Origin of the sequence: Paraburkholderia caribensis, assembly GCF_002902945.1 — a bacterium.
Lineage (GTDB): Bacteria > Pseudomonadota > Gammaproteobacteria > Burkholderiales > Burkholderiaceae > Paraburkholderia > Paraburkholderia caribensis.
In genome coordinates, this window is the sequence record NZ_CP026102.1 from 1,675,742 (window position 1) to 1,701,061 (window position 25,320).

Consider the following 25,320-nt stretch of genomic DNA (forward strand, 5'->3'; position numbering starts at 1 on the left):
CCTCTGCCCGCAGGTCACGGCGACCGGTTATGAATATCGCAGTTCGTTCCCCGGCGCTAGCCGGGGAACCCGACCTTCGAAGGCCGCGACAAGCGACATCTGGGTTGCACGCCCACCCGTCACGCCGCGCGCAGCGGCAAGTTCCTGACGCCCGCCTCGCGGTTCGGCGCCATGCCGTTGGCAGCGAGCGTCTCATCGGCCGTCTCGTACTGCACGCCGATGCGGTAGATCTCGCGTGCCTCCTTGCCGGTGGCGATGTCGCGCCCGAGTTCGCGCGCCACACGCACGCACTGCTCGATCTGCTGCACCGACGTGAAGCGGTTGCCGTGCTGGTCGATGATCGTGTCTTCGATACCGCAGCGAGGATGCAGGCCCATCGCCATTGCCATCATGTTGAACGGCAACACGTTCTTCAGCAACGACTCGGCAGTGAGCGTGCAGCCATCCGGCGCGCGATGCACGAAGTTGAAGAAATTGAACGGATTCGGACCGTCGAAGCCGCCGCCGATGCCGATCCACGTCAGGTTCAGCGGACCCTTGTAGACGCCCTTGCGCACCAGACGCTCGAGCGTTTCGAGCGCGTGGATGCCCGTGAGCTGGAAGTGCGGCTGAATGCCCGATGCCTGCAGGCGGCGCAGATGTTCCTCGACCCATGCCGGGCCCGCAGGCACGGTCATCTCGCTGTAGGCAGCCATGAACGCGGGGTTCGACAGCGACGTGCCTGCCAGGTACTCCGGATAAAGCAGCTCCATGATGTTCATTTGCGTCGTGTTGATCGCGACCGTCACCTGGTCCGGTTTCGGGTCGAGATCGGCGAGCATGTGACGCGTATCGTCGGAGAGCCACTTCGCGGCCTGTCCGTCGTCTTCCGGTGCGAACGATATCGAGCCACCCACCTGGATGATCATGTCGGGCACGGCGGAACGCACGCCCGCGATCAGTTCGTTGAACTTCGACAGACGCTTCGAACCCTTGCCGTCCAGTTCGCGCACGTGCAGGTGAAGCACCGTGGCACCGGCGTTATAGCAATCGACGGCCTTCTGGACCTGTTGCTCCATCGTCACCGGAATGTCTTCGGGGAAGTCATCGGGCATCCACTCCGGACCATACGGGGCGGTGGTGATGACGACCTTGTCCTGGTTCTCCGGGTGGAGCGAATCGTCGAGAAACTGCATCTTGGTTCTCCAGTGCGGGGTGATGGTTTTCGGTGTCGCATCGCATCTGCAACAACACCTGACCGTTATCCGCACAGTACGGGAATCACGCGCTACACTTTTGTGATTGGGCGCCATTGTTTTAGCGTTGCATGCCACTGCGTGAAAACCCTGGCCTGTGGCAGATGCGAACTGGCAGCCTGCACGTTCAAGCGGGAGTAGCGATGGAAACGATGCTGCGATCGGTAGCGATGGGCGGCTATTTCGATGTGACACGGCGGCTCGGACTGAACCCGATCGAACTCGCGCAGCAGGTCGGGATCGATGCGGCCGCGCTCGCCAATCTGGACGATCGCGTGCCCGCCGCTGCATGCTGCCGGCTCATCGAACTGACGGCCGACAAGGCCTCTTGCCCGACCTTCGCCCTGCAAATGGCGGAAACCCGCCAGAAGTTCGGCACGGGCGTGGTCAACGTCCTGCTCGCCCACAAGCGCACGTTGCGCGAAGTGTTGCTCGCGGCAGCCGAATACCGGCACCTGCTCAACGAAGCGCTGGCCGTCTACGTCGAGAACGCGGGCGACACGGTCACCATCCGGGAGGAACTCGTCGTTGAACCGGGCACCCCGACAAAGCAGGCAATCGAGCTGGCGGTCGGCGTACTGGCGCGCCATGCCAGCGCTCTGCTCGGCGACCACTGGAAGCCGCGCACCGTTCACTTCACTCATGCCGGACCTGCCGACCTGACCTTTCATCGAAGGTTCTTCGGCTGTTCACTGCAGTTCGGCAGCGACTTCAACGGCTTCGTTTGCGCGGCGGCCGATCTCGACTACCCGAACCCTGCCGCCGATCCAGAACTGGTGCGATACGCTGAAAGCCTCGCCACGCCGCTGAACGCGGCGAATGCCGACTCGGCTGCGCTCGAAGTGCGCAAGGCGATCTACCTGCTGCTGCCGATCGAGCAAGCCACGGTCGAGCTGGTTTCGCGGCAATTGGGCCTGAGCGTGCGCACCATGCAGCGGCAGCTCGAATCGGCGCAGACCAGCTTCTCGACGCTGGTCGAGGAAGTCCGGCGCGAACTGGCCGTGCGCTATATGAGCAATCCACGTTATCCGATCGGCCGGGTTTCGGCACTGCTGGGCTACTCGCAGCAAGGCTCGTTCACGAAGTGGTTCACTTCGCAATTTCATATGACGCCGCGCGACTGGCGAAACAGCCGGTCGAAATGACGATACGGCTGACGCCGTCATCACGCACGCCGGCTTCCATCCGGCGTATCGCTCTCGACATACTGGCGCGCGCCCGCGCGCGACCGTCCCGCTTTGCCGCGAAGGTCAGCATGGCCTGCTTTGTCACTGCAACGGCAGATTTCGACACCGGCATGAACAGGCGCTGACAGTACGATGTCGAGCACGACAGACGGCTCGGACCCACTGGCCGACGCCGTTCCATGACGTGCGAGACACGATGAAAGCGGGGAATGCACGCCCCGGCAACTGGACAAGCGCATGAACGAACTGAACGGATACGACTACGAAGACCTGCAACCTGGCATGAGCGCCAGCTTTGCCAAGACCATCACGGAAGCCGACATTCTGTTGTTCGCTGGTGCGTCGGGCGACATGAACGCGGTTCACATCAACGAGCAATTTGCGCAGACGACGCCCTTCAAGGGGCGCATCGCGCACGGCATGCTCACGGCGAGCATCATCTCCGCGGCGATTGCCGGCCGGATGCCGGGTCCAGGCACCGTCTATCTTGGACAGAACCTCCGCTTCAAAGCCCCCGTTCGCCCAGGCGACACAGTGCATGCCGAAGTGACCATCAAGGAACTGATACCGGAAAAACGCCGCGTGGTGATGTCGACGATCTGCACGGTCGGCGGCAAGGTCGTGATAGAAGGCGACGCGCTCGTCATGCCCACTTCGCGCCGCGGCCTGGCTGTGGCATCCACGGATCTTTCAGGCCGGGGATCGAAATGAACAGGTTATTTAGCATCCCGGATGAGTTTGCCAAAGGCTGGCTCGATGCCGGTTTCGATTTCTGGCGCGGCATGCCGCTGACGGAGCGTCCCGGAACGACCGTAACGGACGCCGACGGCAACGACATCCATCCCGTCACGCCCGGTGCGCGCAACATCATGATGCGTGCCCAAACCCGATACTGGCAACAGCAAACAGCGCTTTGGCACGGCGTCTTTTCTCGCGTGCCCGGCGCACACCCGGGCACGGGTGCTGCCGTGAAGCCAGCGCGTGGCGACGGGCGCTTTCGTGCCGAAGAATGGTCCGCAAATGGCTGGTTCAGCTTTCTGAAGGAAAACTATCTGATCAACGCGCAGATGCTCGAAGACCTGACCGAGGCGAGCGCGTTGAACGAGAAGGAAAAACACAAGCTCCGTTTTTTCATGCGGCAATTCATCGACCTTGCGAGTCCTTCGAATTTTGCTGCGACCAATCCCGAAGTGATCCGGCGTGCGCTCGAAACCAGCGGCAGCAGTCTGCTGGCGGGCCTCACGCATCTGCTGGAGGATGTGAAGCGAGGCAGCATTTCGATCACTGACCAGAGTGCGTTCGAAGTGGGCCGCAGCGTTGCGGTGTCCGCAGGGTCGGTGGTGTTCGAGAACGATCTGTTCCAGCTGATCCAGTACGCACCGCTCACGCCAACGGTCGCGCGGCGCCCGCTCGTGATCGTCCCACCTTGCATCAACAAGTTCTACATTCTGGACCTGCAACCCGAGAACTCCTTTGTGCGCTTCGCCAATGACCACGGGCTCACCGTGTTCATGGTCTCGTGGCGCAACGTGGACGCACAGACGGCACATACCGGCTGGGACGATTACCTCGAACAGGGTGTGATGAAGGCCATCGAAGTCGCGCGCGCCATCAGTCGCGCCGATAAGGTCAATGCCTTGGGCTGGTGCGTCGGCGGGACGATGCTATCGTCCGCACTGGCTGTGATGCGCGCCAATGGCGACGAGTCGGTAGCCAGTGTGACCTTGCTGACGTCGTTGCTCGACTTCAGCGAACCGGGCGACCTCGGCGTGTTCATCGACGAGGCGGGTGTCGCGATGCGCGAGCAGACGATCGGCCGCGGCGGGCTGTATCCGGGGCGTGAGCTCGGCTTCACCTTTCAGACGCTACGCGCCAACGATCTGATCTGGCCGTACGTCGTGAACAACTACCTGAAGGGCAAAACGCCGGCCGCATTCGATCTGCTGTACTGGAACGCGGACACGACCAATCTTCCCGGTCCGATGTATAGCTGGTATCTGCGTAACATGTATCTGGAGAACAATCTCCGCGTGCCCGGCAAGCTCACGATGTGCGGCACGGCCGTCGATCTCAAGCGCATCGACATGCCTGGCTATCTGCTCGCAACGCGGGACGATCACATCGTTCCCTGGCAATCCGCGTGGCGCTCGACACAACTGTTGGGCGGCAAGGTCGAATTCGTGCTGGGTGCCAGCGGGCATATCGCTGGTGTGATCAATCCCGCGTCGAAGAACAAGCGCAGCTATTGGACGAGTGGGACGAGTGGGACGAGCGCGACGAGCGCGGAATCGGCCAGCGACGCCCGGGCATGGCTCGCGTCCGCCGAGGAACAGCCGGGTAGCTGGTGGAACCATTGGATCGTCTGGCTGAAGCAGCATGCGGGCGAGCAGGTGAAAGCGCGCACTGTGTTGGGAAGCGCGAAACACCGTCCGATCGAACCGGCGCCCGGCAGGTATGTGAAGGTGCGCGCGGACTAGTGTGGTCGCCGCGCCATGCTGCTGTGTTTGCGGCCATCAGAACGGAGAACGGCTGGCGGCCGGGTGCGGCGCGAATTCGCCCGCCCGGCTCACTGAAATCCTGCATGAGCGCGCGAGCTATCCCGCTCCACACTGCTCCCATGCAGTTCGCCAAACTGCAGTGCCGCAAGCTGCGCATACAGCGGCGAATTCTGCAGAAGCTCTGCGTGACGGCCTTGCGCGACAATGCGGCCCTGGTCCAGAACAACGATGCGATCCGCTTGCTGCACAGTAGCAAGACGATGCGCGATCACGAGTGTGGTACGGTTCATCGCGGCGTTGTCCAGCGCCGTTTGCACGAGCCGCTCGCTCGCGGCGTCGAGCGCGCTGGTCGCTTCGTCGAGCAGCAGAATGGGCGGATTCTTGAGAATCGCGCGTGCGATCGCAAGGCGCTGACGCTGACCGCCCGACAGCCGCACACCGCGCTCACCCAGAAACGTGTCATAACCTTGCGGCAGTTCCTCGATAAAACCAGCGGCCGCCGCCATTCCGGCGGCGCGCTGCACCTGAGCGAGGGTTGCGTCGGGCATCCCGTAGCGGATGTTGTCGAGCACGCTGCCCGAAAAGATCACCGATTCCTGCAACACGACGCCAATCGCCTTGCGCAACGAAGCGAGCGATACCTGATCCGTCGACACGCCGTTGATCAGGATGCCGCCCGACTGCGGCTCGTAAAAGCGCAACAGCAACTGAAACAGCGTCGTCTTGCCCGCGCCAGACGGCCCCACCAGCGCGACATGCTCACCCGGACGCACATCGAGCGAGAAGCCGGAGAGCGCGGCGATGCCGGGACGCGACGGATAGGAAAAGCTCACGTCGTGGAAACGGATACCGTCGCCCTGCGCGGGCAGCGGCACGGTCGTCGCCGCTTCCTGCACCGGCGAGCGCGCGGCCAGCAATTGCAGAAGCCGCTCGGTTGCGCCGGCAGCCCGCTGCAGATCGCCCCACACTTCGGCGACGGCGCCCACCGCGCCCGCCGTGAATACCGCATAGAGGATGAACTGCGACAACTGTCCCGCTGTCATCTGTCCGGCGAGGACCGCCTGTGCGCCCAGCCACAGCACGAACACGACGGCGGCGAAGACGAACACGATCACCACGGCCGTCAGCGACGCGCGCGCGCGAATGCGTGTGAGCGCAGTGTCGAAGGCCAGTTCCACGGCGCCACCGAAGCGCTTCGCCTCATACGTCTCCTGCGTGTACGACTGCACGGTCGGCATCGCGTTGAGCACCTCGCCCGCCAGCGCGCTGGCGTTCGCGATCCTGTCCTGGCTTGCGCGCGAAAGCCGCCGCACGCGCCGCCCGAAGATCACGATGGGCGCGACCACGACCACCAGCGTCGCGATAATGTAGCCGGATAGCACGGGACTCGTCGTGATCAGCATCGCAATCCCGCCGACGGCCAGCAGCACGTTGCGCAATCCAAGCGACAGGCTCGTGCCAACTACGGTCTGGATCAGCGTCGTGTCGGTGGTGAGGCGCGACAGCACCTCGCCCGTCTGCGTGGTCTCGAAGTACTGCGGGCTCATTCGCATGACGTGGTCGTAGACCGCGCGGCGCAAATCGGCCGTGACCCGTTCGCCGAGCCACGACACCCAATAGAAACGCAGAGCCGTCGCGGCGGCGAGAATCAGCGAGACGATGAAGAGCGCGATGAAGTAGCGATCGATATGCGTGCGGTCGCCGCTCGCGAAGCCACGGTCGATCAGGTACTTGAACGCGACGGGGAGCGCCAGCGTCGCGCCCGCCGACGTCAGCAGCGCGAGGAACGCGAGCGCCCAGCGCCGCGCATACGGACGCAGGAACGGCAGCAGGGCAAAAAGCGGAGCGACACGTAGCGTGCGCGCAGCGGTATCGGGCATGGAGTGTTCTGTGTGGATCAGCGACAGGTCGATTATGTCAGCCCGTCGACTGGAATGTCGGCGGCACGGTCCGTGGACGGATACCGTCCGTTTGCGGCTAGAGCAGATTGTCGTCTTCTGTCGTCAGCGCGTCACCGTCGTGATGTCGTTCGAGGCGCGCGGCGGCTTCAAGCATATGCATTCCGGCGGGCGTCAGCATCGGCCGATGCCATCCGCCGGCGCGCGGCTCGATAGAGATGAGCCGGTAATCCAGCAAGGTATCGAGTTCGATACGCGTCGTGTCGATCTGATCGGGTGCGCTGCGCACGAGCATCAGCGTAGCCAGTTCATGTGGACTGAGCATGGTCGTTTCCTCAACCATTATCGGGCGCGCCGGTTCAGCGCATCCTGACGAGCGTGATGGCGTGCTCCGGACACGCCGACACGCACTGGCCGCATGCGCGGCACGCGTCCGCACGCGGCGCGTAGGCGACCTTCATGCCGTGCACGCGCAGCTTGACGCGTTGCAATGGGCGCAGCGCCTGGTAGTCGGCCGCATCGATGCGGCGGATGTCGAAGACGTTCTCGGGGCAAACCACCGCGCAATCCGCCTTGCCCTCGCAGCGGGCGAAATCGACCTTGGGGACGATCGCGCCGGGCGGCTGTTTGCAGGCCGAAGTGGCATTGTGTGTCATGTGCCCGCTCCCTCGTTGTGGCGCGAAGCAGACGCCGGATCGTTGCGCAACCGCTCGCGCTCTTGTTGCGTCATCTGTTGCCAGTGCCGCCATTGGCGGGCTTTGTAGCAGCCCCCATGTCCGCGGAATCCGCCGAACAGAATCCGGCAGAGCACGAGCAGACCGATCGCGCGCGGATAGTCGATCGCATGCGCATCGATCACGAGGGCCGGGATGATCCAGTTCCATAGGCTCATGACGATCCAGCCCAGCAACGCAATGATCAGCACGAGCAACAGCGCCTTGGCGACAATTTTTCGGCGGAACTTCATTCCATTCTCCTTGGGTTCATATCTCGAAGCCGTCGTAAGACGATCGCAGGCGTTCGCGCAGATGCAGGACCGCATAACGCTTGCGCGCAAGCAGCGTGTTGACGCCTACGCCCGTCGCGGCCGCCATCTCCTTGAAGCTGCGGCCGTCCAGTTCGTGAGCGATGAACACCTCGCGCTGGTTCGCGGGCAACTCGTCGAGCGCGGCGCGCAGTGTGTCGAGCAGCGCCGCGCGTGCGTAAGCGGCCTCGGGCCCGGCATCGGCGGAAGGCAGCGTCAGGTCCAGGCGGTACGGGTCGTCGGCTTCTTCACCATCGACGGTATTGACGGCATCGGGCAGAGGCGCTTCTTTCTTCTTGCGGAAGCGGTCGATGATCCGGTTTCGCGCGACGCGAAACAGCCACGCGCCGACCTGCTCGACGGGGTCCGGCAGCCGCCAGGCCTCGACGAGTTCCTCGAAGACGTCCTGCAGGATGTCCTCGGCTTCGTCCTGGTCGATGACGCGGCGGCGGATGAAATTGCGCAGCCTCGGACGCTCGCGGGCAACCGTATCGGCAATTTCGCGGTCCTGCTCGGTCATCGTGCTCGGGGCGTTTGGCGGTTCCATACCCGTGATGACGTTCCGCGAAGAAAAATATTGTGAGGCGCGCGACTGACCCGCAACATTTTGTCCGGCGGGCGAGCGGTTCAAGGTGGCGTGTCGAGAAAGCTCGACAGACTCGACGAAAAAATTCACCGCTTATCGTCACACAAAACAGGCGTTTCAGCCCTCGACCTGCATCCTGGCAACTGTTCTCATACTCACCAGAATCGCACTATGATGCGTTCTGTTGCCGACGCGCGGCACAGCCCGCGTCGCCCACGGCAAGCGCAGTCCGGCTGGTCTCCTGGCGTAGGGCACCGGGGAAGTGCGGCAAGGATGAAATCATGGTCCGTCTCGCGATGATTCTTCTTGGTGTCGACTATCTTCGCGTCCGCTGGCGCGAGCTGTTGATGGTCGGCTGCCTGAGTGTCGTGCTCGGTGTGACGATCTTCTGCGATGCGCTCGACGGCGCGCTGTGGTTCCCCATCATGCCGTTTGCCGCCCTGCTGATGCTCGAAGGCGTCGCGACGGTATGCGTCGCGTGGACGGGCATGGGTGGCCAGCGCACCCTGCGCTACGTGAAAGGGACCACGTTCATTCTGTCGGCGGCGCTCGTGCTGGTCGGCGGGGAACACGGCAACTTTATTCTGTCGATGATCTTCGGCACGCTGTTTCTCGTGGATGGCGCATTGCAGATCATCGCGGCCAGAGTGGTCCGCTACCGGAAGTGGAAAATCGCAGCCGCAGGCGGCGCACTGGAGGTTGCGATTGCAATCTTCTTCTACCAGCCCTACCCCGATCACTATGCGGGCACCGTCGCGTACTGCGTGGCATTCGGCTTGCTGTTCGGCGGCTGGAACATGATCCTGCTCGCCATGCGCGTACGGCGAATGGCCGTCAATCCCGCCGTCGCCGATGAGCAAACCGCTGCGCGTGCAACTGCATCGGCAGCGGCCGTCACGACGCAAGCGCCCGCCGTACAGCCGCGCCCGCTGCCGGGCTCATTCGACGGCCCACCCGAAGCGCACGAACCTGTGCTGACCGTGCACGTCTGGACGCCCGTTGGAACAGCGAAAGCCGAAGCGCGGCGGCAGCCGATCGTCGACCGTTACATCGCAGCCGTCGACAAGAACGGCTCGATCTCGACGGGGCACGCCGCGCTCGAAACAGCCGAAGGCATTTATATCAGCCTCTACCCGGCCGTTGAAATCGAGAGGTCGCCGGAAGAATTCTCGCGGATCCTGCGCGCGACCCGCGACAACGATGTGCCCGGTGTGTTCCAGCCGGACTACGCGACGGAATCGGCAGCATGGTGTCCGTCGACGCGGCAGATCCGCATCCGTAACTACGATCCCGAGCGGCTCGCACGCTTCTGGGCCGAGTATCGCCGCGATACGACCTATAACCTCACGTACCGCAATTGTTCGAGCACCGTCGCTAAAGCGCTGGAAGCGGCGATCGAGGGTGCATCGGTGCGTGCCTGGGGAAAGCGCGGCGGCTGGCGGCCGTTCCTGCGCGTGGCGACCACGCCCGAACTGTGGGTCGCGGCACAGGTCAGAAAACGCTCGGCGACGATGGCATGGACGCCGGGACTCACGCTCGACTACGCACGCGCGCTCAGCATGCTGGCCGACCCGCGCCCGTCGGGATGGGTGAAAATGGCGCGCCTCGCGCTGCGCACGATGTACGCATCGCGCCAGCGCTGGCGCGCGGAAAAAGCAGCCGCGCCGAACATCTATGATACGGACGCCGACGGCCAGCCCCCGGATTCGGAACAGACGTTGGCGCAGCCATGGCAGCCGGTCGCCGATCAGCATTACCCGGCAAAACGCCCGGACGCTTCGTAACACGCGCGGATCACGCCACGCGCCGCGCTGCGTCAATCGGGCTTGCGCACGGCCGCAAACAGATCGGTGATCTCTTTCATCGTCGCGGCTTCGTTCGTGTACGTGAACGTACCGCGCCCGAGCATTTCGTTGGCGGCGCGCAGCAACGCGCCCAGCGCCGCACGCGCGAGCGCCCCGCCGACGCTGATCCGCTTCACGCCCATCTGCGCCAGATCGTCGACGGAAAACGGCATGCCCGCCATGCCCATCAACACATTGACGGGCCGGTCGACGGAACTGACGACGGCGGCAATATCCTCACGCGTTTTCAGTCCAGGCGCATAGAGCACGTCGGCGCCCGCCTCCTGGAAAGCCTGCAGGCGGCGGATCGTATCCGCGAGATCGGCGCGGCCGTTCAGATAGTTCTCCGCGCGCGCCGTCAGCGTGAACGGAAACGGCAGCGAACGGGCCGCTTCCACGGCGGCGCGCACGCGCTCGACGGCGAAGTCGTGGGCGTAGATGGGGTCGTCCGCGCGGCCCGTCGCGTCCTCGATCGAGCCGCCGACGACGCCCGCCGCAGCCGCCTGGCGAATCGTCTCGGCCGCGTCTTCCGGCGCGTCGCCGAAGCCGTTTTCGAGGTCCGCGCTCACGGGCAGGTCCGTCGACGGCGCGAGTTCGGCGAGATGGCGGATCATCTGCTCGCGGCCGACGGCGTTATCCGGCAAGCCCAGCGTGAACGCGTAGCCGGCGCTGGTGGTAGCCAGCGCCTTGAAACCGAGCGCTTCCAGCAGGCGCGCGGAGCCGATATCCCATGGATTGGGAATGATGAACGGCGCGCTGGCCTCGTGAAGCGCGCGAAACGCCCGCGCCTTGTCTGCTCGTGTTGTTGTCATGGCGGCTCCATCGGTCGCGCAAGTGGATGCGGAAGATTCGGAATGTGCGGAACGGGAAGTGTTGCCCGGCCTGTCTCGCGACCGGGCAAAAGCAGAAGATGCGCAGATCGCGCCGCTTGCTCAGGTTTCGAGCTTCGCGTCCATCGTGATCGTCGCGTTCAACACCTTCGAGATCGGGCAACCGGCCTTGGCGTCGGCTGCGGCCTTGTCGAACGCGGCCTTGTCGCCGCCCGGAATCTTCACTACGACGTCCAGATGCGAGGCCGTCACCGCGAAGCCGCCGCCGTCCTTGTCGAGCGTGACCGTGGCCGTGGTGGCGATACGCTCCGGTTTGATGTTCGCCTTGCCGAGCTCGGCGGACAACGCCATCGAAAAGCATCCCGCATGCGCCGCCGCGATCAGTTCTTCGGGGTTCGTGCCGATGCCGTTTTCGAAGCGCGTCGCGAACGAATACTGCGTGTCCTTCAGCACGCCGCTGTCGGTGGAGATCGAGCCCTTGCCGTCTTGCAGACCGCCCTGCCAGATTGCTGATGCCTTGCGCTTCATTAGTCGCTCCTGTGTCGCGTTCGTGCTGCCGCGTTCCCCACCACGATGCCGGCCGCGACGGTCCCGCCCGGAATCACGCGGCGCCGGCATCGGTCACGCGTGCCGCGCCGAACCCGTGGGCCGTGGGCGTGGACCGAAGCTTCATCATAGGCGGATATCGGTGGCACTGCCGTGAAGCAGCGTGCATGCCCATTATTTCATCCACTGCAAGAATCTTTATCCAATCTGCCGCTTTTTTCATCACCCTGGCGGAAATACACTCTGCTCAACGGTTCGGACATCGGTGTTCAAACCGAACCGATCAACAAATGTTCCCGGAGGTCATCATGAAATCGCTTCTTTCCGCAGTGGTCGTCGCATCCGCCCTGATCGTTCCCGCTGCCGCGTTCGCCCAGCAAGCCAATGGCCCTGTGACGCGCGCGCAAGTCCAGGCCGAACTGGTCGCCGCACAGCAAAACGGTTCGCTCGACCAGAACGACGTGGCGTATCCCACGGCCAAGCCGCAATTCGGTGCCACGTCGGGATCGACGGAAGTTGGCGGCGTCTCGGCTGGCTCGTCGCAATCGGGCAAGCGTCCGAGCGTCGAACAGCGCATCTTCTCGACGTTCCGCGGCAACTAAATTGTTCGTGATGACGCGGCGCGTGTGATCCGGCACGAGTATTCGACAATCACGCGCGACCGTCGAAACAACGAAGGCCCCGGCTGACGCATCAAGTCAGCCGGGGCCTTTGCTTTTGCCGCGCCGCTTTTGTCGCGCGGCGCGCTTACTCGGCGAACGGCAGCGAGTCCTGCCCTTGCGCGCGCATGCCGAACACGTTCAGCGTCATCGCGACGAGCGCGTAGTAGCCGAGCAGCCCGACCAGATTGATCGCGACCTCGTGACCGAAGCGTTCGACTGTCTTCGCGTAGGTGGCGTCGGTCACGCGCTTCGCATCGTACAGTTCCGTCGCGAATGCGTAGATGAGCGCATCGTCGGCGTCGGCGAACGAAGGCGTCTGTCCGAGGCGGATCGCTTCGGCGTCTTCGGCGCGCACGCCCGCGTCGAGGGCGATCGGATAGTGGATGAACCATTCGGCCTGCGCCTGCCAGCGCGAGGCCGTGACGAGAATCGCCAGTTCCGACAGCCGCAGCGGCAAGCCCGTCTTGTAGCGGCAGAACGCACCGAGGCGCTGCGCGTGCTGCGCGAGTTCGGGGCTATGAATCCAGCCGAGAAACGGCCCGTTCAGATTGCCGCGCGGTCCCGACAGGATTTCGTCGAGCACGGCTTTCTGGTCGGGCGTCGCGCGGCTGGCGTCGAAAGGAGGCAGGCGGTTGGTCATGAATCGCTCTTCGTGCAGGGTGGGTGGGTCGATCAGGCAGCGCCCGATGCCGCGAGCGCGCCTTCAATCGAATCCGTCAGGCGGCTGACGATCTCTTCGATATCGCGCGGCGTGCAGATGAACGGCGGCGCGAGCAGCACATGATCGCCGATCTTGCCGTCGACGGTGCCGCCCATCGGGTACACCATCAGACCGCGCTGGAACGCTTCGCGCTTGATCGCGGCATGCAGCTTCAGTTTCGCATCGAATGGCGTTTTCGTCGCGCGGTCCCGCACCAGTTCGACGCCGACGAACAGCCCGCGTCCGCGCACGTCGCCGATATAAGGATGCTGCGTATAGTGTTCGCGCAGCAGCGCGCGCAGTTGCTCGCCACGCGCTTTCACGTTGTCGAGCAGATGTTCGTCGGCGATCACGCGCTGCACTTCGAGCGCGGCGGCGCAGGCCGTCGCGTGGCCGATGTAGGTGTGGCCGTGCTGGAAGAAGCCGGAGCCGCCTGTGATCGCCTGGTAGATTCTGTCGCTCACGAGCGTTGCACCGATCGGCTGATAACCCGCGCCAAGGCCCTTTGCGATGGTCAGCAGATCGGGCGTGACGCCGTCCTCCTCGCACGCGAACAGGTGGCCCGTGCGGCCCATGCCCGACATGATTTCATCGAGAATCAGCAACACGCCGTAGCGGTCGCACACCGCGCGAATCTTGCGGAAATACTCGCGCACAGGCGGCACCGCGCCTGCTGTCGCGCCGACCACCGTCTCCGCGACGAACGCGGCGACCGAGTCGGAACCGAGTTCGAGAATCTTCTGCTCGAGTTCGTCGGCCAGACGCTGCGCGAACTGTTCTTCCGTCTCGTCCGCGCGTTGCTCGCGATACGCGTAGCACGGGCTCACGTGATGCGCGTCGATCAGCAACGGCAGGAACGGCTCGCGCCGCCACGCGTTGCCGCCGATGGCGAGCGCGCCCAGCGTATTGCCGTGATAGCTCTGGCGGCGCGCGATGATATGCCGCCGCTGCGGCTGCCCCACTTCGACGAAATACTGGCGCGCGAGCTTCAACGCCGCCTCGATCGCCTCCGATCCGCCCGACACGAAATACACATGCGCGAGACCTTGCGGCGCGCGTTCGACGAGATAGCTGGCGAGTTCCTCGGCGGGCTGCGTCGTGAAGAACGACGTGTGCGCGTACGGCAGTGCCTGCGCCTGACGCTTGATCGCATCGATCACGCGCTGGTTGCTGTGGCCGAGGCACGAGACGGCCGCGCCGCCCGATGCGTCGATATAACGCTTGCCCGTCGAATCGACGATCTCGATGCCCTCGCCTTTGACGGCGACGGGCAAGGTCTGCTTCGGCATGCGGTGGAATACGGTGGTCATACACTTTCCTCGAGTGAGCCAGTGAGCGGAAGCCGGCGACGCTCAGGCCGCCGTGCGTGCAATGAAGGTTCGCCGGGCCGGCGGCCGATTTCATACGACCCGCCCGCTATCCGATGCAACTCCCAACCCTGCTTCGGCACACGACACCTCGAACGTCAATCAACACGCGATGCACGTTTATAGTTCATTACAACATATGTTGTCAATGACGACGCAATCCGCCCGTCTGTTGCAGGAACGGAGTCTTTGCAGGTCGTGGGCGCCCGGTCAGGGCACGTAGGCGCCTTTCGCGTGCAGCGACTGCTCGGCGAGTTCGAGCTGCTGGACGGCGTCCGTGCCTTCGAGCGCGAGCAGATGCGCGACCAGCGATTCCGCAATCGCCGTCGCCGCCACCAGCGACGGGAAGAACGACGGGCTTTCGTGCGAGAAGATCAGCACCTTGTCGGCGTTCAGCGCGATGGGCGACACGGCGCTGTCAGTGATCGCGATGAGCTTGCTGCCTTTTTCCAGCGCGGCTTCGGCGACGCGCGCCGCCTCGACGGAATACGGCGCGAAGCTGACGACGACCGTCGCGCTGTCGCGTTCGATGCCGCGTAACTGCATTTCGAGCGTGCCGGCTTCGCCCGTCAGCAGCGACACGGACGAGCGAAACAGCCGGTATCCGTAGACGAAGCCGAACGCGACGGGAAAGCACGACCGGAACCCGGCGACATGCACGTGCGGCGCGCGCCGCAACAGCTTGGCCGCCTCGACGGTGACGCGCGTATTGTGCGCGGCCGTCACTTCGAGATTGTGCTGTTGCGCGACGAGCAGATCGTGCGCGAGGGCGTCTTTCGCATGACCCTTGACGAGGGATCGGGCACGGCTCGTCAGCCGCTCGGGCCGCGTGCGTACCCGCGCCACGAACAGATCGCGCAATTCATTCCAGCCCGGAAAGCCCAGTTGCTGCGACAAGCGCACGAGCGACGCCGGTTGCACCTGCGCGCGCTCGGCGACCTTGCGCATCGACGAGACGGCGACCTCGTCGGGGTGATCGAGCAGAAACGCCGCACCCATCTGGAACTGCGGACTGAGTTCTGAGAAACGTCCACGGATCAGGGCGGCGAGCTGGTCGAAGGTATCGGGCATGTGGTGTACCGGGGATGGGGATGACAACAAATGTTATCACCCGGTATGGAGGCAACGCCCGGCTCGACACGGTTGGTGAATCGCAAACGATTCCTGTCCTATCGTAATTCGACCTGTCCCAGCAATATCTCGCAAATCAAACTGGCCTGAGACTCAGGGCACCAAACAAGGATTCGCAATACAAACTGGCCTGATAGCCGTAACTCATTGATTCGAATACACGCAGTGCGAACCTACGGTGACGTATCGAACACGGGCGGAGAAGCGCCGCATAGGTGTTGCAAGATTTACAAGCGACAGCGCCTTCCCCGAATGCGAACCGGGGCAATGCAGACCGCCCTAAATTCAGTGGGTTAGCTGAAGCACTTGCAAACAAAACTGGCCTGCGAGAATGCAGTTGCAAACGATATCTGGCCCGACAAAGTCGACCATAGTCAATTGATTTTAAAGGGCTTTTCCAAGCTACAGAAGAGATGCCCGTGGCCGCAAGATAGGATGCAATGACACCCTGCCAAATTGCGCGTAGCGAAGTTGCTGCGCCGAACCGAGCTCAACAACAGTCTGTCGAATCGGTCGCTGGTTAGTTAAGCAGCCGAGTAAGCACGAAGTTCCTTCTCACTTCGAGCGGAATCGAGGTCATCGACGGAAACAACGACTTCCATGGCCCGCACGTAGTCTTCGAGCAAGTCCGCTTCCCGCGCGCCCAGCCGTCTGTCCCAATCGCTTTCTAGCCGCTGCGACCTCGTCCGCCTCCGGAGCAGGCCGCCGCCGATGCTAGTTTTCGGTCACAGCGTCGAGCGACGACGTCGAATCGGCCAGTCCAGCAATATCCGAGGTCATATCTGTTGAGGCGGCCTCGACAAGATTTGCCGGGAGTGTCTTGGATGGCTTTACACCCATTTCCCGTAGTAGTTCTGCCTGACGGATGACGTTTCCTCTACCTAATGAGAATTTGTTGTGCGCTTGGTCATACGCCTTCTGCGCCTGGTTGATTCCTTTTCCGACCTGCTGCAAATCCTCCACAAACCCACAAAGTTTGTCATACAACTCGCCGCCCCTGCGCGCGATATCCTGGGCGTTGCGGCTCTGTTGTTCCTGGCGCCAGAGGTGCGCCACAGTCCGGACCACGAACAGCAGCGTCGATGGACTGACAACCAGCACATTCTTACGCCACGCCTCCATGAAGAGGTCGTTGTCATTCGCCACTGCTAGCATGAAGGCCGGCTCAATCGGAATAAATGCGAGGACGAAATCGAGAGACCGCCCGTAAAGCGCCTGATATTGCTTTTCAGAGAGCGCTCTGATATGCCCCCGAACGGACTCGACGTGTTGGCGTAACGCGACGGTCCTCTCCGCGTCGGTGTCCGCTGAAGCGTACCGTTCGTAAGCATTCAGGGATACCTTCGAACCAGCTTTTTCTCGTCCGGAAGGTTTATCACCACGTCGGGTTGCGCACGCGTTCCGTCCTCACGCACCTGACTGTCTTGAACCAAGTACTCTTCTCCCTTCCGCAGACCCGACGATTCGAGCACTCGCTCGAGAATCAACTCGCCCCAGTTACCCTGAATCTTCGCGGAGCCCTTCAATGCACTCGTCAGATTCTTGGCATCCTGACTCAGCACCTGGTTGAGGTCGACCAACTGCTTCACCTGAGCTGCAAGCGCGGAACGGTCTTTACCCTCTTGGATGTAGACCTCTTCCACCTTCCCTTGGAATTCCAGCAGTCGCGCTTTCAACGGCTCAAGCAGCGTCCCGATATTCGTCTGATTCTGTTCCGTAAAGCGCTTCGACTTCTCCTCGAGAATTTCGTTGGCTAACATCTTAAACTGATTGCCCAGTGCCTCTTTCGCCTCTTGCAACAACGCTATTCGATACAACGCACAACGGTGAAAGCGTCGCCGCGAAAATATACTCGCAGGCGCTGCCACCCGAGCGACAAGCCAAGTTGCGGGCAATGGCGCAAGTTGGCGACACATACCTCAAGCAGATTGCCGCGTGGCCCATCAGTGTTCTCACAACAATTGTCCGGCGGGGATGACTGCTAGTCCGTCAGGCTGTGTCCCGATGGCTATGCCGACGAACGCTCACCGAATATCTGCAGATGGGCAATGGCAATGCGACGATGGCTTCATGAGATTCGGGGCAATCTGCATGGCGATTCAAGCAACGCCAGCCAATGCTCACCTCATCGGAATGGGAACGGACTGGGAATGCAACACCGGATTCCGGCGCGTTGGGAACTTCTGTTCCGCCGTGAACATTCCGCCAAACGCACACCTTGCCGATACATCGACCGGATGGGCGTGCGACTCAGGGTATCGAATGGCCAACAACTGGTGCATGCCTCACTAGGCAAAAATCGGGGGACAAAATGGGGCTGAGTTACAGAAAGTCGATTTCAGCGGGACCATTCCGCTTCAACCTGTCAGATAGCGGCATCGGAGTCTCGGTTGGCGTACCGGGCTTTCGCGTTGGCAGCGGTCCTCGTGGCAATTATGTATCGATATGTCCGTGCTGTTGCGCTTGTATGCACCTGTCGGATACGCCGAGTCTTCGGGGCAAGTTCGCAGTCGAGAACGCATTTCAATTCGATACCGGTTATCGGCTTCTATAAAAGTAAGTGTTCGCAACTTACTCACAGACGACTATCCAGAACTGCGACTACAGATACCACTTCACATGCAACAGATGGTCGAGGCATCGGTTATAAATGTTTCGCGAAATCGCGGACGAAAAATCGAGCCTTAGGTTGCTGTCAAAAACCGATGCGAGGGTACATCCGTCCAGCACCAACGAATTTTCCGTTTCGATGGCTTGCGCCAGCGGTAACGCACGACTGGCAAGCATTGCTCGTCGGACGACGTCGTCATCGCTCGGTTTCGCCGACGGCCAGAATCACGATGACTCGACCGCATTTTCAACTGACATCCATCGGCCTGTCGAATGGCTTGTTGCGAGATGGGAAATGACCAGAAACGTAAGCAACTCGGACTGTGCGCGAAGGTCGAATCGGAAATAAAGTGTCATCTAGAGAAACTCTCCTACGACTCATTGTAGGACGGTCTGCATGACTTCAATGGTCAACATTATCGTTGAAGCTCTGTACAGCTGCGTATCCACGCACTATGTGTACATCAATCGAGCAACGCTATGCGGCCAATCAATGCTCGTAATACGGCCGCTCCCTGTTACCACGTATCGACTGCAACATGTCAAGTCGTTTCGGTCTCCGATAATTGGGCCTTCCGCGCTGCAGGTATTGCAAGAAACTGGAGCGACGAGATTGGCCAGCGGGCGACCGTCGAAGGATGAGTCAGCAACCCCGTCAAGCACCGGACCGTTACAGTCTGTCTTATCGTCGTTAAGGAAGAGTCGACGGCTCACGTTTCCAGCTCCTTTCCGGAATCCGGTTGTCCACAATGCGTCAGACGTTCACCCTCTTCTGACGAGACGCCATGTGACCCAGTGAACCCGGCGCTCACCAGAACCGGCTGCGCTCGCGAGCACGTCCGGCATGACCATGCCCTGCAATGCCTCGATGCGGTGATTGTCGAAGTCTGTCGCTTCCCAAGTGCCAGTAACCGGGCAAATGTCACCTGTTCGAACTTCAATTTCTGCTTCAGGTTCCTCGTGAGCGGCGCCTTCATCAGCGGGCGCATCTCGGTGCTGCGCAACGAGGAAATATTGTGACTCGTCGGGAATCACTCCATCCTTATACCGCGTGTCCTCCCACAATAGCCGCCAGTGAGTACTGGTGACCGCGGACTGCAAGGTGCGTGGGTCAGGCCGCCCTTTGATATTCGGAGCGGGAGTTCCTTTAACCAGATAGTTAAAGCACCCATTGTTTTCTTCCGTCTTTTCCCCGACTGATAGCAGCCCTAGCACCTTGCCGCGACTAATCTTTACCGGCTCCCAAATGCCGTCGACGGTAACCTCGTCGCCGGACTCGATTACCGGACCTTGGGGTGGAGGAACTTGTGGAAGCGTTGGCGGAAAAACGGGGTAATCCAATTCGTAGAACTGGTACGTATATCGGTCCGGGTCCAGAAGTAATGTCGCCGACTGTAGCTGAGCAAAATTGTCGTTTGAGGCGGCCACCTCGAACGGCGCGTGTTCCATCTGGAACTCGGATGCACGCATCAATCGGGCAAGTCTGTCTACCTTGGGCGGATATGGAGCCTGTTGTGCGCCTCGCTCCCAGTACGACGGGTGGGGAAAGAAATACTGGCAGAGATGATAGTAACGATTGACCGCGAGCTTCAGTGGTTGACCATCTTTCCAAATGAAACGATATCCGCGCGCTAGCTGTTCCAGTCCTTTGTCATATAGGCTCAGAATCTCATAGATGGTTGAAAGGTTGTCAGCTGGCATGTACTCCGGGTCGTCCTCGGGCCACGTGTTGACCGCAACTTCGTATTCGTTGGCAAAGGTGGCAAACGCGTCACGCTTCCTTTTCCAGAGCGCATAGCTTGTCAGCCTCTGAAGCAACCAGAAGACTTGACGGCGAGTCAGGTCATCCTGCATGTCGTACTGTTTCATTGTATATATCACCGTTGCGTCTCGTGATTGGCGCCCGCTCTCACTGCAGCCGTCTTCACACTATTCGTCTGCGTGACCTTGCTCTGAACTTCATCGGTCGAGAGCCTCCGTGTTTTCGCCGCATAGCTGATATCGTCCTCGAATCGGCTGTACCCGTACACCTTTTCGACGTTTTCCCACTTCGTTTCAATGAAATCAACCCGAATACCGTCGATAATCATTGGCCCGTTGGCAGCTCGCTCGCCAGCTTTGATTTTTTCGCCAACCTTAGTTATCTCATCTGCCAGTGTGCCCAAGGCAATCACTACCTGCTCCCCTCCACCCTCCAGATACTGCACTGGCGTCGAACTTCCGAACTGCTCCGCAATCTTGCCTTGCCAGGCCTTCGCCTGTGGCATGCGCTCGGCGAAATCTTCTGGAAGATGCAGGACAACCAGATATCCGTTGCCGTTCCAGGTGTCGAGGACAGCGGAACGTGTGCGCCATTCTTCAGCGTTCTTAGGGGCCTCGCCGACACCCCAATATGCCGGGTTGCGCCCTCCGGCAGAACTTCCCGGTTTGTATGTCGCCAGCTCAGACTTCCTGCCAAACGCCCGATACAGCTTTTTCCCCGCTAGTTGCTGGGCGTCCACTGCCTTGATTTCGCCGTGAAATGAAGCGACGTCCAAGAACACCGTTTCCTCTCCAAACACGGGCATTTTGCCTGTCTTTCCAAAGAGGTTCGGCCACCCCTCGTCTATCTTAGGCTGATATTTGGCCCGAATCAGCGCCTCGGCCTCCCCCCCATCTGCTGCGCAAGCGGCGGAAGGAAACTTCCCTTTGCGGATTTGCCTCGCGAGCTTGCGTTCCTCCAGATACGCCTCGGCCTCGCGTCTTACCTTCGGCATGCCACCCGTGGCAATCTCGTGAATCTCGCCACGATAGACCATGTTCTGAAGGGTCTTCAACTTCGCATCGAGCTCCTTGACAGCCTGGGGAACCATTTGGTCAGCAAGGTCCTGAAGGGCGCGAAAACCGTCGCCAACACGTGCGAGTTGCGCGCGCCAGACCTCCGGCAGAAGTTGTCCAACGCGAGCTTTCAGAGAGCGCTCGATAGCCAGACGCACGGTTGCGCAGAAGTCTTTAACCTTAGAGAGCAACTGCGACTGGTACTTGCCGACGTCTAGCGCCTTCAGCCACTGCGGCGCGTCGCCATGCCCCATCCGGTTCAGGAACTGAACAACCTCCTGCAGCAGTTCGGCATCCTTTGCTGCGTCACCCGCGGCTCGTAGGGCGAGCCGGCCAACGCCCTTGATAACGCCGCCGACAACGGGAATCAACGCGAATATCAGAACGACGAACAGAACCCACTGCATCACCTCCTGGCGTTTTCGAGGGTCCGAACTCATGCCTATACCGACGGACAGCAGGTCGCGTACGGCTGTGGCGTCACCGACTAGCGGAATCATGCCGATGGCGGCGTCCGTGATGACCTGGCTGATAGTCTGCTTTTCGTTGAATGCACCCTGCAGTGTGCCCCAGCACCACTGACCGACCTCCAATGAAGTGGCCTTGAAGTCATCTATGCTCCAGCTCACTGTCACGCTCCCCCGTGCTTCTGAATCAGCGAATCGATGTCAGCCTCAGACAGTTGTTCTCCTTTAAAGTCTGGATTGCTGGTTTTGTCCTTGCGAGCGTATGAGCGTGCGTCGGGTCCAAGCTCGACCTTGACGGGGCCTACCGGGACATCATTAAGATTCATCCGTCCCTGTGCGTCTAAGGTGCCTTGCCGCGTGCTACCGTCGGATAGCGTGGCTATATATTTAGCTCCCTGCACCGGTTCATCGTCGTGATACAGATACTGCATCGCCGTATCGTATTTGGATGTCGGCAGCGCCGGCAGCGGGTATGTGGTACTTGTGGGCCCGTTGAATGAGTGCTGGCTACCCATGATGTCTATCTTTCCGGGGGCATGGATTTCAATGTTGCCTCCCGCAATACGAACGTATGCGCCGCCCGAGGTCAACAGGATTCCCTGATTTGCTGCTGCCTCGATTGTTTCGGTGGCGGACAGTACGCGAAGCGTCTTCTGCGCAGTTATCTCTACGTTATCCGAATGGGCTTGAATCTCCACCTTCCCCTTTGCGGCAAACAGTTTCATGCCGGCGTTCTGGACGAAGAGGCTGATACGCTGCGCCACGCTTGCGACCAGTGACTTGCCTGTCGCTATATGTATGCTCTGCCCGCTGACAAAATTCAGTTGCTCGTCGGCCGCAACATGCGTGGAATGAGGGGTGGACAGCGCAATGCCCGCCGGGCTCGCGAACAGCATCAAGGGCTCCTTGAAAGCATTGGCGTTGCCGGTGCCACCGCCAGCTGTATTTCCTCCTGACGACGCTCCCGGAACGCTGCTTTGTGTCGCATCGGTGAACGCTTTCAGCGACTCCCGTCCGTCCTTCAGGCTTTCAGCCTGATGGGTCTCGCTAGCATCCGATAACGACTCCAGCACACTCCCCGAATTGACGAGTTGCTGCTGCGCGTCGCGGACATCAAGCGGCTGGCTCGACGAACCGTTCGCCGGATGAGTCGACACGTACAAGCCTTGTCCGGCCCGCACGGCGCCGTAGGCGTCCGACTTCAGGTCGAATCCGCTGCCCAGGTATGAGCCGCGGTTGTTTCCCGACTGCTCGATGAGATATCCGAGATGCAAATGGGCATTGGCGCTGGTCGAATAGAGGTGAACGCGGTTCTGGCCGGTCGAATCGTCCATCACCAGCTGGTTGTAGCCGGCGCCACCAAGCTCTTTGGACTTGTACCCTGATAGCAGCCCGTTGGAATGCCAATGGGGGGACTTCTCAGCATTGAAAACGCGGCCGGTGACGATGGGCCGGTCACAGTCGCCATCGAGGAAAGAAACGATGACCTCTTCGCCGACGCGCGGCACGTGAACGCCGCCATAAGCTGCGCCCGTGTCTGAGTAGGCCACCCGCACCCAGCAGGAAGCATTTTCATCGCCGCTGTTCAGTCGGTCCCAATGAAAGCGGACCTTGACGCGGTTCAACTCGTCAGTGAAAACTTCAGCGTTGGCTGGCCCGGCGACCGTAGCGGTCTGCATGCTCATCACCGGCTTGGCATGCTCGAACGGGCTACGGAATGGAACGGTGCGGCGCTGGAGTTCAGCTTCAACGAGATAAAACCCCTCGCTCCCGTCGCCGTGGGCGACCACAAACTTCGGTGCGGCGCCTGCATGCGCCGCGCGCACCCGCGACAGCTCCGTCGAGAGACTGTGCGGGAAATCGGCCGTGGTGGAGACAGGCAGATTGTTTTCGATGTACCAATGCGTAGCAATGACCGCGAACTGTCGCTGTTTGTCTGGGTCCCGGTCGTGTTCCGGGTGGCCTTCGAGCTGGAACCACTTTCCGGCATCGATGTTCCGTACGCCACCAACAGCCATGAAGCGCTTCGCCCGTGACTCCCACTCCTCCATCCGGATTCTGGAGAGGTGGTCGCCGCGGTCCTGCGTCAGATGCGTATATGCGCCGGTATATTCGTAGACCTCGGTCTGGACCGGCAGACTGCCGTGAGTCGACAACGTGGGCACGTTGGTGGACTTTTCAGCGCCGGGAGATTTGTAGTCGAATGTCCTCGTCGACAACGAGGAACTATGCAGGGTGCGTGAACCCGCCCATTGAACCCAGGCGTCTGGCGAAGTGTTCGTACCCGCGCGAGCGAACTGCAGCGTTTCAGGTACCGCTGGCTTCAGCGAATACACGTCGTCCGTGATGACAAGTGTATGCGATGCACCATCATCGGCTTGCTCGAAATAACCGAACAGACCCTCCGATTCCATCAGCCGCTGACAGAAATTCCAGTCGTCTTCGTATTGAACGCAAAAAGACCGCTGCGGCAACGGTGTTCGCAATTCGAATCGAAAGGCACCCTGAGCCTGCGGATGCTGATTAAATACGTCGGTGAGAATCTCGTCGACGGATTTATCCTGCCAGACACGCGCGTCTTTGCGAAATCGCAAAAAATGCAGCCACGATGAAAAAGCAATCTGGTAGCTCGTGATACTGCCGTTTGAGCCAAGTCGACGCACCGTATGTGCATAACCGTGATGCGGGCAATAAGACTTGTCCGCCTGCTGAATCCAAAGCGTAACGGGCTGGGCTATAAGCGATTTAAGCTCAATGGACCCCGATGTCGATATCACATCGACTGTGAAATCAAAATTCCGGCCAAGGCGGGACCTACCAATGGCGCGCTGAGGCACCAGAATGTTATCGCCCAATGGGCCATCCAGCTTCAGCAGGCGCCCTTGCTGCATCATCACCCGAGCCGTCAATCCCGTTATGTCTTGCGCACCCATAGCGTCGTCTTCTATTTACATTGGCAGCCGCCGGCGCAATTCTACGAAATAATGCGAAAAATGGACAGGGAGAAATAGCGAATCGGCAGCTCCGAATATCCACCGTTCTGTGCGCGATTTTATGCAAATTGACTTAACAATTAACGATTCGACTCTCAGCTACCCCCTCAAACACCCTTTAACTATCTTGGAACAGATAGCGTATATGGCTCCAGCCGGTTGCCTTGCATTCAATTGAGATTTTCCGAATCAACCTCAATGCGCTCGGCATTATCGACAACAGTTAAACCGTCCCTTGAGGAAGGCACGCCACGTTTTGTCAAATTCGCTTCTGCAGGGGTAGAAACGGTCGACCTTACGCCGGATGGCGTCGCTCCGTCCACTGCGTTTTCGGCGACAAGCATGCGGTTTCTACCCATACGTTTTGCGCGTTAAAGTGCTGAGTCCGCCCATTCGAACAGTTCTGCAACATCCGACGGACGACGCATTTTCCCTTGCGCCACTCCCATGCTCAGCGTGACAACCTCCAAGGGGCTTTTAATATGGGTCAAGTGCAACGATTCGACCGCCGCTCACGCGTTCAGCCGAAGCCAATGCCTCAGCGGGCCCACAGTTCGCCGTTGAAGTTTTTGAAGTGGTCAACATCGGCAAACAGAATAGCGACCGCTTCAGCCGAGGGATGGCGGTTCTGCCAACGCAGGCGCTGCTCAATCCAGCTGTCAAGGTATCGACGATTCCACAAGCCGGTGAGGCCGTCGACGAACGCCATGTCTCGGAGCTCCTGCTCTTCTCTGAAACTTGAGCGCGGTTGGCCACGGTCAGACGCAGAAACCTAGACAATACCGAGACAGGATTAGCGGCTGGGGACATGACGTTGGCGGCCTAGAGCCTTAATGCTGCCGCGCCGCGGTACTCATCCCGCTAAAGTCTGTCCGGTGTTCTGCCGACAATATACTTACATACGATGATGCCCTCCTGTCATTGA

21 protein-coding genes and 1 pseudogene are annotated in these 25,320 nt (G+C 60.8%); 6 read left to right on the forward strand and 16 right to left on the reverse strand.

Translation table 11 applies throughout. From position 1 onward, the window contains the following. Positions 1-119: 119 nt before the first annotated feature. Entirely contained in the window at positions 120-1,175 is a 1,056-nt protein-coding gene (locus tag C2L66_RS23970; protein ID WP_054935093.1) for a beta-keto acid cleavage family enzyme, read from the reverse strand. A gap of 203 nt (positions 1,176-1,378) precedes the next feature. On the opposite strand from C2L66_RS23970, the gene C2L66_RS23975 reads away from it, so the two are divergent. From C2L66_RS23975 to phaC, 3 genes are all read left to right on the forward strand, one after another. After that, positions 1,379-2,380 carry an AraC family transcriptional regulator gene (locus tag C2L66_RS23975; RefSeq protein ID WP_054935094.1) on the forward strand — a complete coding sequence of 334 codons (1,002 nt, stop codon included), beginning with the start codon at positions 1,379-1,381 and terminating at the stop codon, positions 2,378-2,380. Positions 2,381-2,659: 279 nt separating this feature from the next. Beyond that, entirely contained in the window at positions 2,660-3,133 is a 474-nt protein-coding gene (locus C2L66_RS23980; RefSeq protein WP_054935095.1) for a MaoC family dehydratase, read from the forward strand. Then, positions 3,130-4,899: a class I poly(R)-hydroxyalkanoic acid synthase gene (gene phaC, locus C2L66_RS23985; RefSeq protein ID WP_060606220.1), complete on the forward strand. Its 1,770-nt coding sequence runs from the start codon at positions 3,130-3,132 to the stop codon at positions 4,897-4,899. Before C2L66_RS23980 ends, phaC begins: the two co-directional genes overlap by 4 nt. An 89-nt stretch (positions 4,900-4,988) precedes the next feature. Here phaC and C2L66_RS23990 read toward each other — a convergent pair whose 3' ends face one another. The 5 genes from C2L66_RS23990 to C2L66_RS24010 all read right to left on the reverse strand — a co-directional run bounded on the left by C2L66_RS23990 (position 4,989) and on the right by C2L66_RS24010 (position 8,389). Further along, a complete protein-coding gene (locus C2L66_RS23990) occupies positions 4,989-6,800 on the reverse strand; it encodes an ABC transporter transmembrane domain-containing protein (protein ID WP_060606217.1) in 1,812 nt (603 codons plus the stop codon). Between the two features lie 97 nt (positions 6,801-6,897). After that, on the reverse strand, positions 6,898-7,143 hold the full coding sequence (locus C2L66_RS23995) for a hypothetical protein (RefSeq protein WP_060607242.1): 246 nt from the start codon (positions 7,141-7,143) through the stop codon (positions 6,898-6,900). 34 nt (positions 7,144-7,177) lie between these two features. Further along, positions 7,178-7,474: a 4Fe-4S dicluster domain-containing protein gene (locus C2L66_RS24000; protein ID WP_060606214.1), complete on the reverse strand. Its 297-nt coding sequence runs from the start codon at positions 7,472-7,474 to the stop codon at positions 7,178-7,180. After that, positions 7,471-7,785, reverse strand: coding sequence for a hypothetical protein (locus C2L66_RS24005; RefSeq protein WP_054935099.1), 315 nt, complete (start codon positions 7,783-7,785; stop codon positions 7,471-7,473). The genes C2L66_RS24000 and C2L66_RS24005 overlap by 4 nt, the downstream gene beginning before the upstream one ends. A gap of 16 nt (positions 7,786-7,801) precedes the next feature. Next, on the reverse strand, positions 7,802-8,389 hold the full coding sequence (locus tag C2L66_RS24010) for an RNA polymerase sigma factor (protein ID WP_054935100.1): 588 nt from the start codon (positions 8,387-8,389) through the stop codon (positions 7,802-7,804). A 320-nt stretch (positions 8,390-8,709) separates the two neighbouring features. Here C2L66_RS24010 and C2L66_RS24015 point away from each other — a divergent pair, with 320 nt between their 5' ends. Further along, on the forward strand, positions 8,710-10,212 hold the full coding sequence (locus C2L66_RS24015; RefSeq protein WP_060606211.1) for an HdeD family acid-resistance protein: 1,503 nt from the start codon (positions 8,710-8,712) through the stop codon (positions 10,210-10,212). A 32-nt stretch (positions 10,213-10,244) separates the two neighbouring features. On the opposite strand, the gene C2L66_RS24020 is transcribed toward C2L66_RS24015, so the two are convergent. Both C2L66_RS24020 and C2L66_RS24025 read right to left on the reverse strand, forming a co-directional pair. After that, the gene (locus C2L66_RS24020; RefSeq protein ID WP_060606208.1) at positions 10,245-11,084 is read right to left on the reverse strand and encodes an isocitrate lyase/PEP mutase family protein; all 840 of its coding nucleotides are present in this window, start codon (positions 11,082-11,084) and stop codon (positions 10,245-10,247) included. A 120-nt stretch (positions 11,085-11,204) separates the two neighbouring features. After that, positions 11,205-11,630 (reverse strand): OsmC family protein, encoded by a 426-nt coding sequence (locus tag C2L66_RS24025; protein WP_035988268.1) that lies wholly within the window; start codon positions 11,628-11,630, stop codon positions 11,205-11,207. Between the two features lie 326 nt (positions 11,631-11,956). Between C2L66_RS24025 and C2L66_RS24030 the strand changes: the two genes are divergently transcribed. Further along, positions 11,957-12,250 (forward strand): DUF4148 domain-containing protein, encoded by a 294-nt coding sequence (locus tag C2L66_RS24030; RefSeq protein WP_054935112.1) that lies wholly within the window; start codon positions 11,957-11,959, stop codon positions 12,248-12,250. A gap of 145 nt (positions 12,251-12,395) precedes the next feature. On the opposite strand, the gene C2L66_RS24035 is transcribed toward C2L66_RS24030, so the two are convergent. The 4 genes and pseudogenes from C2L66_RS24035 to C2L66_RS24050 form a co-directional block, all read right to left on the reverse strand. Continuing rightward, positions 12,396-12,950 (reverse strand): carboxymuconolactone decarboxylase family protein, encoded by a 555-nt coding sequence (locus C2L66_RS24035; protein WP_054935103.1) that lies wholly within the window; start codon positions 12,948-12,950, stop codon positions 12,396-12,398. A gap of 32 nt (positions 12,951-12,982) precedes the next feature. Beyond that, the gene (locus C2L66_RS24040) at positions 12,983-14,320 is read right to left on the reverse strand and encodes an aspartate aminotransferase family protein (RefSeq protein ID WP_060606205.1); all 1,338 of its coding nucleotides are present in this window, start codon (positions 14,318-14,320) and stop codon (positions 12,983-12,985) included. 267 nt (positions 14,321-14,587) lie between these two features. Continuing rightward, positions 14,588-15,448, reverse strand: coding sequence for a MurR/RpiR family transcriptional regulator (locus C2L66_RS24045; RefSeq protein WP_060606202.1), 861 nt, complete (start codon positions 15,446-15,448; stop codon positions 14,588-14,590). Between the two features lie 774 nt (positions 15,449-16,222). Then, positions 16,223-17,424, reverse strand: a pseudogene (locus tag C2L66_RS24050) (DNA recombination protein RmuC). Positions 17,425-17,819: 395 nt separating this feature from the next. Between C2L66_RS24050 and C2L66_RS42395 the strand changes: the two are divergent. Continuing rightward, on the forward strand, positions 17,820-18,062 hold the full coding sequence (locus C2L66_RS42395; RefSeq protein WP_082434072.1) for a DUF4236 domain-containing protein: 243 nt from the start codon (positions 17,820-17,822) through the stop codon (positions 18,060-18,062). An 818-nt stretch (positions 18,063-18,880) separates the two neighbouring features. Here C2L66_RS42395 and C2L66_RS24065 read toward each other — a convergent pair. The 4 genes from C2L66_RS24065 to C2L66_RS24080 all read right to left on the reverse strand — a co-directional run bounded on the left by C2L66_RS24065 (position 18,881) and on the right by C2L66_RS24080 (position 25,104). Next, the gene (locus C2L66_RS24065; RefSeq protein ID WP_098021640.1) at positions 18,881-19,999 is read right to left on the reverse strand and encodes an Imm72 family immunity protein; all 1,119 of its coding nucleotides are present in this window, start codon (positions 19,997-19,999) and stop codon (positions 18,881-18,883) included. Further along, positions 19,996-21,564 (reverse strand): hypothetical protein, encoded by a 1,569-nt coding sequence (locus C2L66_RS24070; protein ID WP_060606187.1) that lies wholly within the window; start codon positions 21,562-21,564, stop codon positions 19,996-19,998. The genes C2L66_RS24065 and C2L66_RS24070 overlap by 4 nt, the downstream gene beginning before the upstream one ends. 2 nt (positions 21,565-21,566) lie before the next feature. Further along, positions 21,567-24,335 carry a type VI secretion system Vgr family protein gene (locus C2L66_RS24075; protein ID WP_060606185.1) on the reverse strand — a complete coding sequence of 923 codons (2,769 nt, stop codon included), beginning with the start codon at positions 24,333-24,335 and terminating at the stop codon, positions 21,567-21,569. 598 nt (positions 24,336-24,933) lie between these two features. Next, positions 24,934-25,104 carry a diguanylate cyclase domain-containing protein gene (locus C2L66_RS24080; protein ID WP_082670443.1) on the reverse strand — a complete coding sequence of 57 codons (171 nt, stop codon included), beginning with the start codon at positions 25,102-25,104 and terminating at the stop codon, positions 24,934-24,936. Positions 25,105-25,320: the final 216 nt, after the last annotated feature.

What these genes read in the sequence shown, in the direction of transcription:
- C2L66_RS23970 (WP_054935093.1), bottom strand. Translation starts at nt 1,175, where the DNA reads ATGCAGTTTCTCGACGATTCGCTCCACCCGGAGAACCAGGACAAGGTC.
- C2L66_RS23975 (WP_054935094.1), top strand. Translation starts at nt 1,379, where the DNA reads ATGGAAACGATGCTGCGATCGGTAGCGATGGGCGGCTATTTCGATGTG.
- C2L66_RS23980 (WP_054935095.1), top strand. Translation starts at nt 2,660, where the DNA reads ATGAACGAACTGAACGGATACGACTACGAAGACCTGCAACCTGGCATG.
- phaC (WP_060606220.1), top strand. Translation starts at nt 3,130, where the DNA reads ATGAACAGGTTATTTAGCATCCCGGATGAGTTTGCCAAAGGCTGGCTC.
- C2L66_RS23990 (WP_060606217.1), bottom strand. Translation starts at nt 6,800, where the DNA reads ATGCCCGATACCGCTGCGCGCACGCTACGTGTCGCTCCGCTTTTTGCC.
- C2L66_RS23995 (WP_060607242.1), bottom strand. Translation starts at nt 7,143, where the DNA reads ATGCTCAGTCCACATGAACTGGCTACGCTGATGCTCGTGCGCAGCGCA.
- C2L66_RS24000 (WP_060606214.1), bottom strand. Translation starts at nt 7,474, where the DNA reads ATGACACACAATGCCACTTCGGCCTGCAAACAGCCGCCCGGCGCGATC.
- C2L66_RS24005 (WP_054935099.1), bottom strand. Translation starts at nt 7,785, where the DNA reads ATGAAGTTCCGCCGAAAAATTGTCGCCAAGGCGCTGTTGCTCGTGCTG.
- C2L66_RS24010 (WP_054935100.1), bottom strand. Translation starts at nt 8,389, where the DNA reads ATGGAACCGCCAAACGCCCCGAGCACGATGACCGAGCAGGACCGCGAA.
- C2L66_RS24015 (WP_060606211.1), top strand. Translation starts at nt 8,710, where the DNA reads ATGGTCCGTCTCGCGATGATTCTTCTTGGTGTCGACTATCTTCGCGTC.
- C2L66_RS24020 (WP_060606208.1), bottom strand. Translation starts at nt 11,084, where the DNA reads ATGACAACAACACGAGCAGACAAGGCGCGGGCGTTTCGCGCGCTTCAC.
- C2L66_RS24025 (WP_035988268.1), bottom strand. Translation starts at nt 11,630, where the DNA reads ATGAAGCGCAAGGCATCAGCAATCTGGCAGGGCGGTCTGCAAGACGGC.
- C2L66_RS24030 (WP_054935112.1), top strand. Translation starts at nt 11,957, where the DNA reads ATGAAATCGCTTCTTTCCGCAGTGGTCGTCGCATCCGCCCTGATCGTT.
- C2L66_RS24035 (WP_054935103.1), bottom strand. Translation starts at nt 12,950, where the DNA reads ATGACCAACCGCCTGCCTCCTTTCGACGCCAGCCGCGCGACGCCCGAC.
- C2L66_RS24040 (WP_060606205.1), bottom strand. Translation starts at nt 14,320, where the DNA reads ATGACCACCGTATTCCACCGCATGCCGAAGCAGACCTTGCCCGTCGCC.
- C2L66_RS24045 (WP_060606202.1), bottom strand. Translation starts at nt 15,448, where the DNA reads ATGCCCGATACCTTCGACCAGCTCGCCGCCCTGATCCGTGGACGTTTC.
- C2L66_RS42395 (WP_082434072.1), top strand. Translation starts at nt 17,820, where the DNA reads ATGGGGCTGAGTTACAGAAAGTCGATTTCAGCGGGACCATTCCGCTTC.
- C2L66_RS24075 (WP_060606185.1), bottom strand. Translation starts at nt 24,335, where the DNA reads ATGGGTGCGCAAGACATAACGGGATTGACGGCTCGGGTGATGATGCAG.
- C2L66_RS24080 (WP_082670443.1), bottom strand. Translation starts at nt 25,104, where the DNA reads ATGGCGTTCGTCGACGGCCTCACCGGCTTGTGGAATCGTCGATACCTT.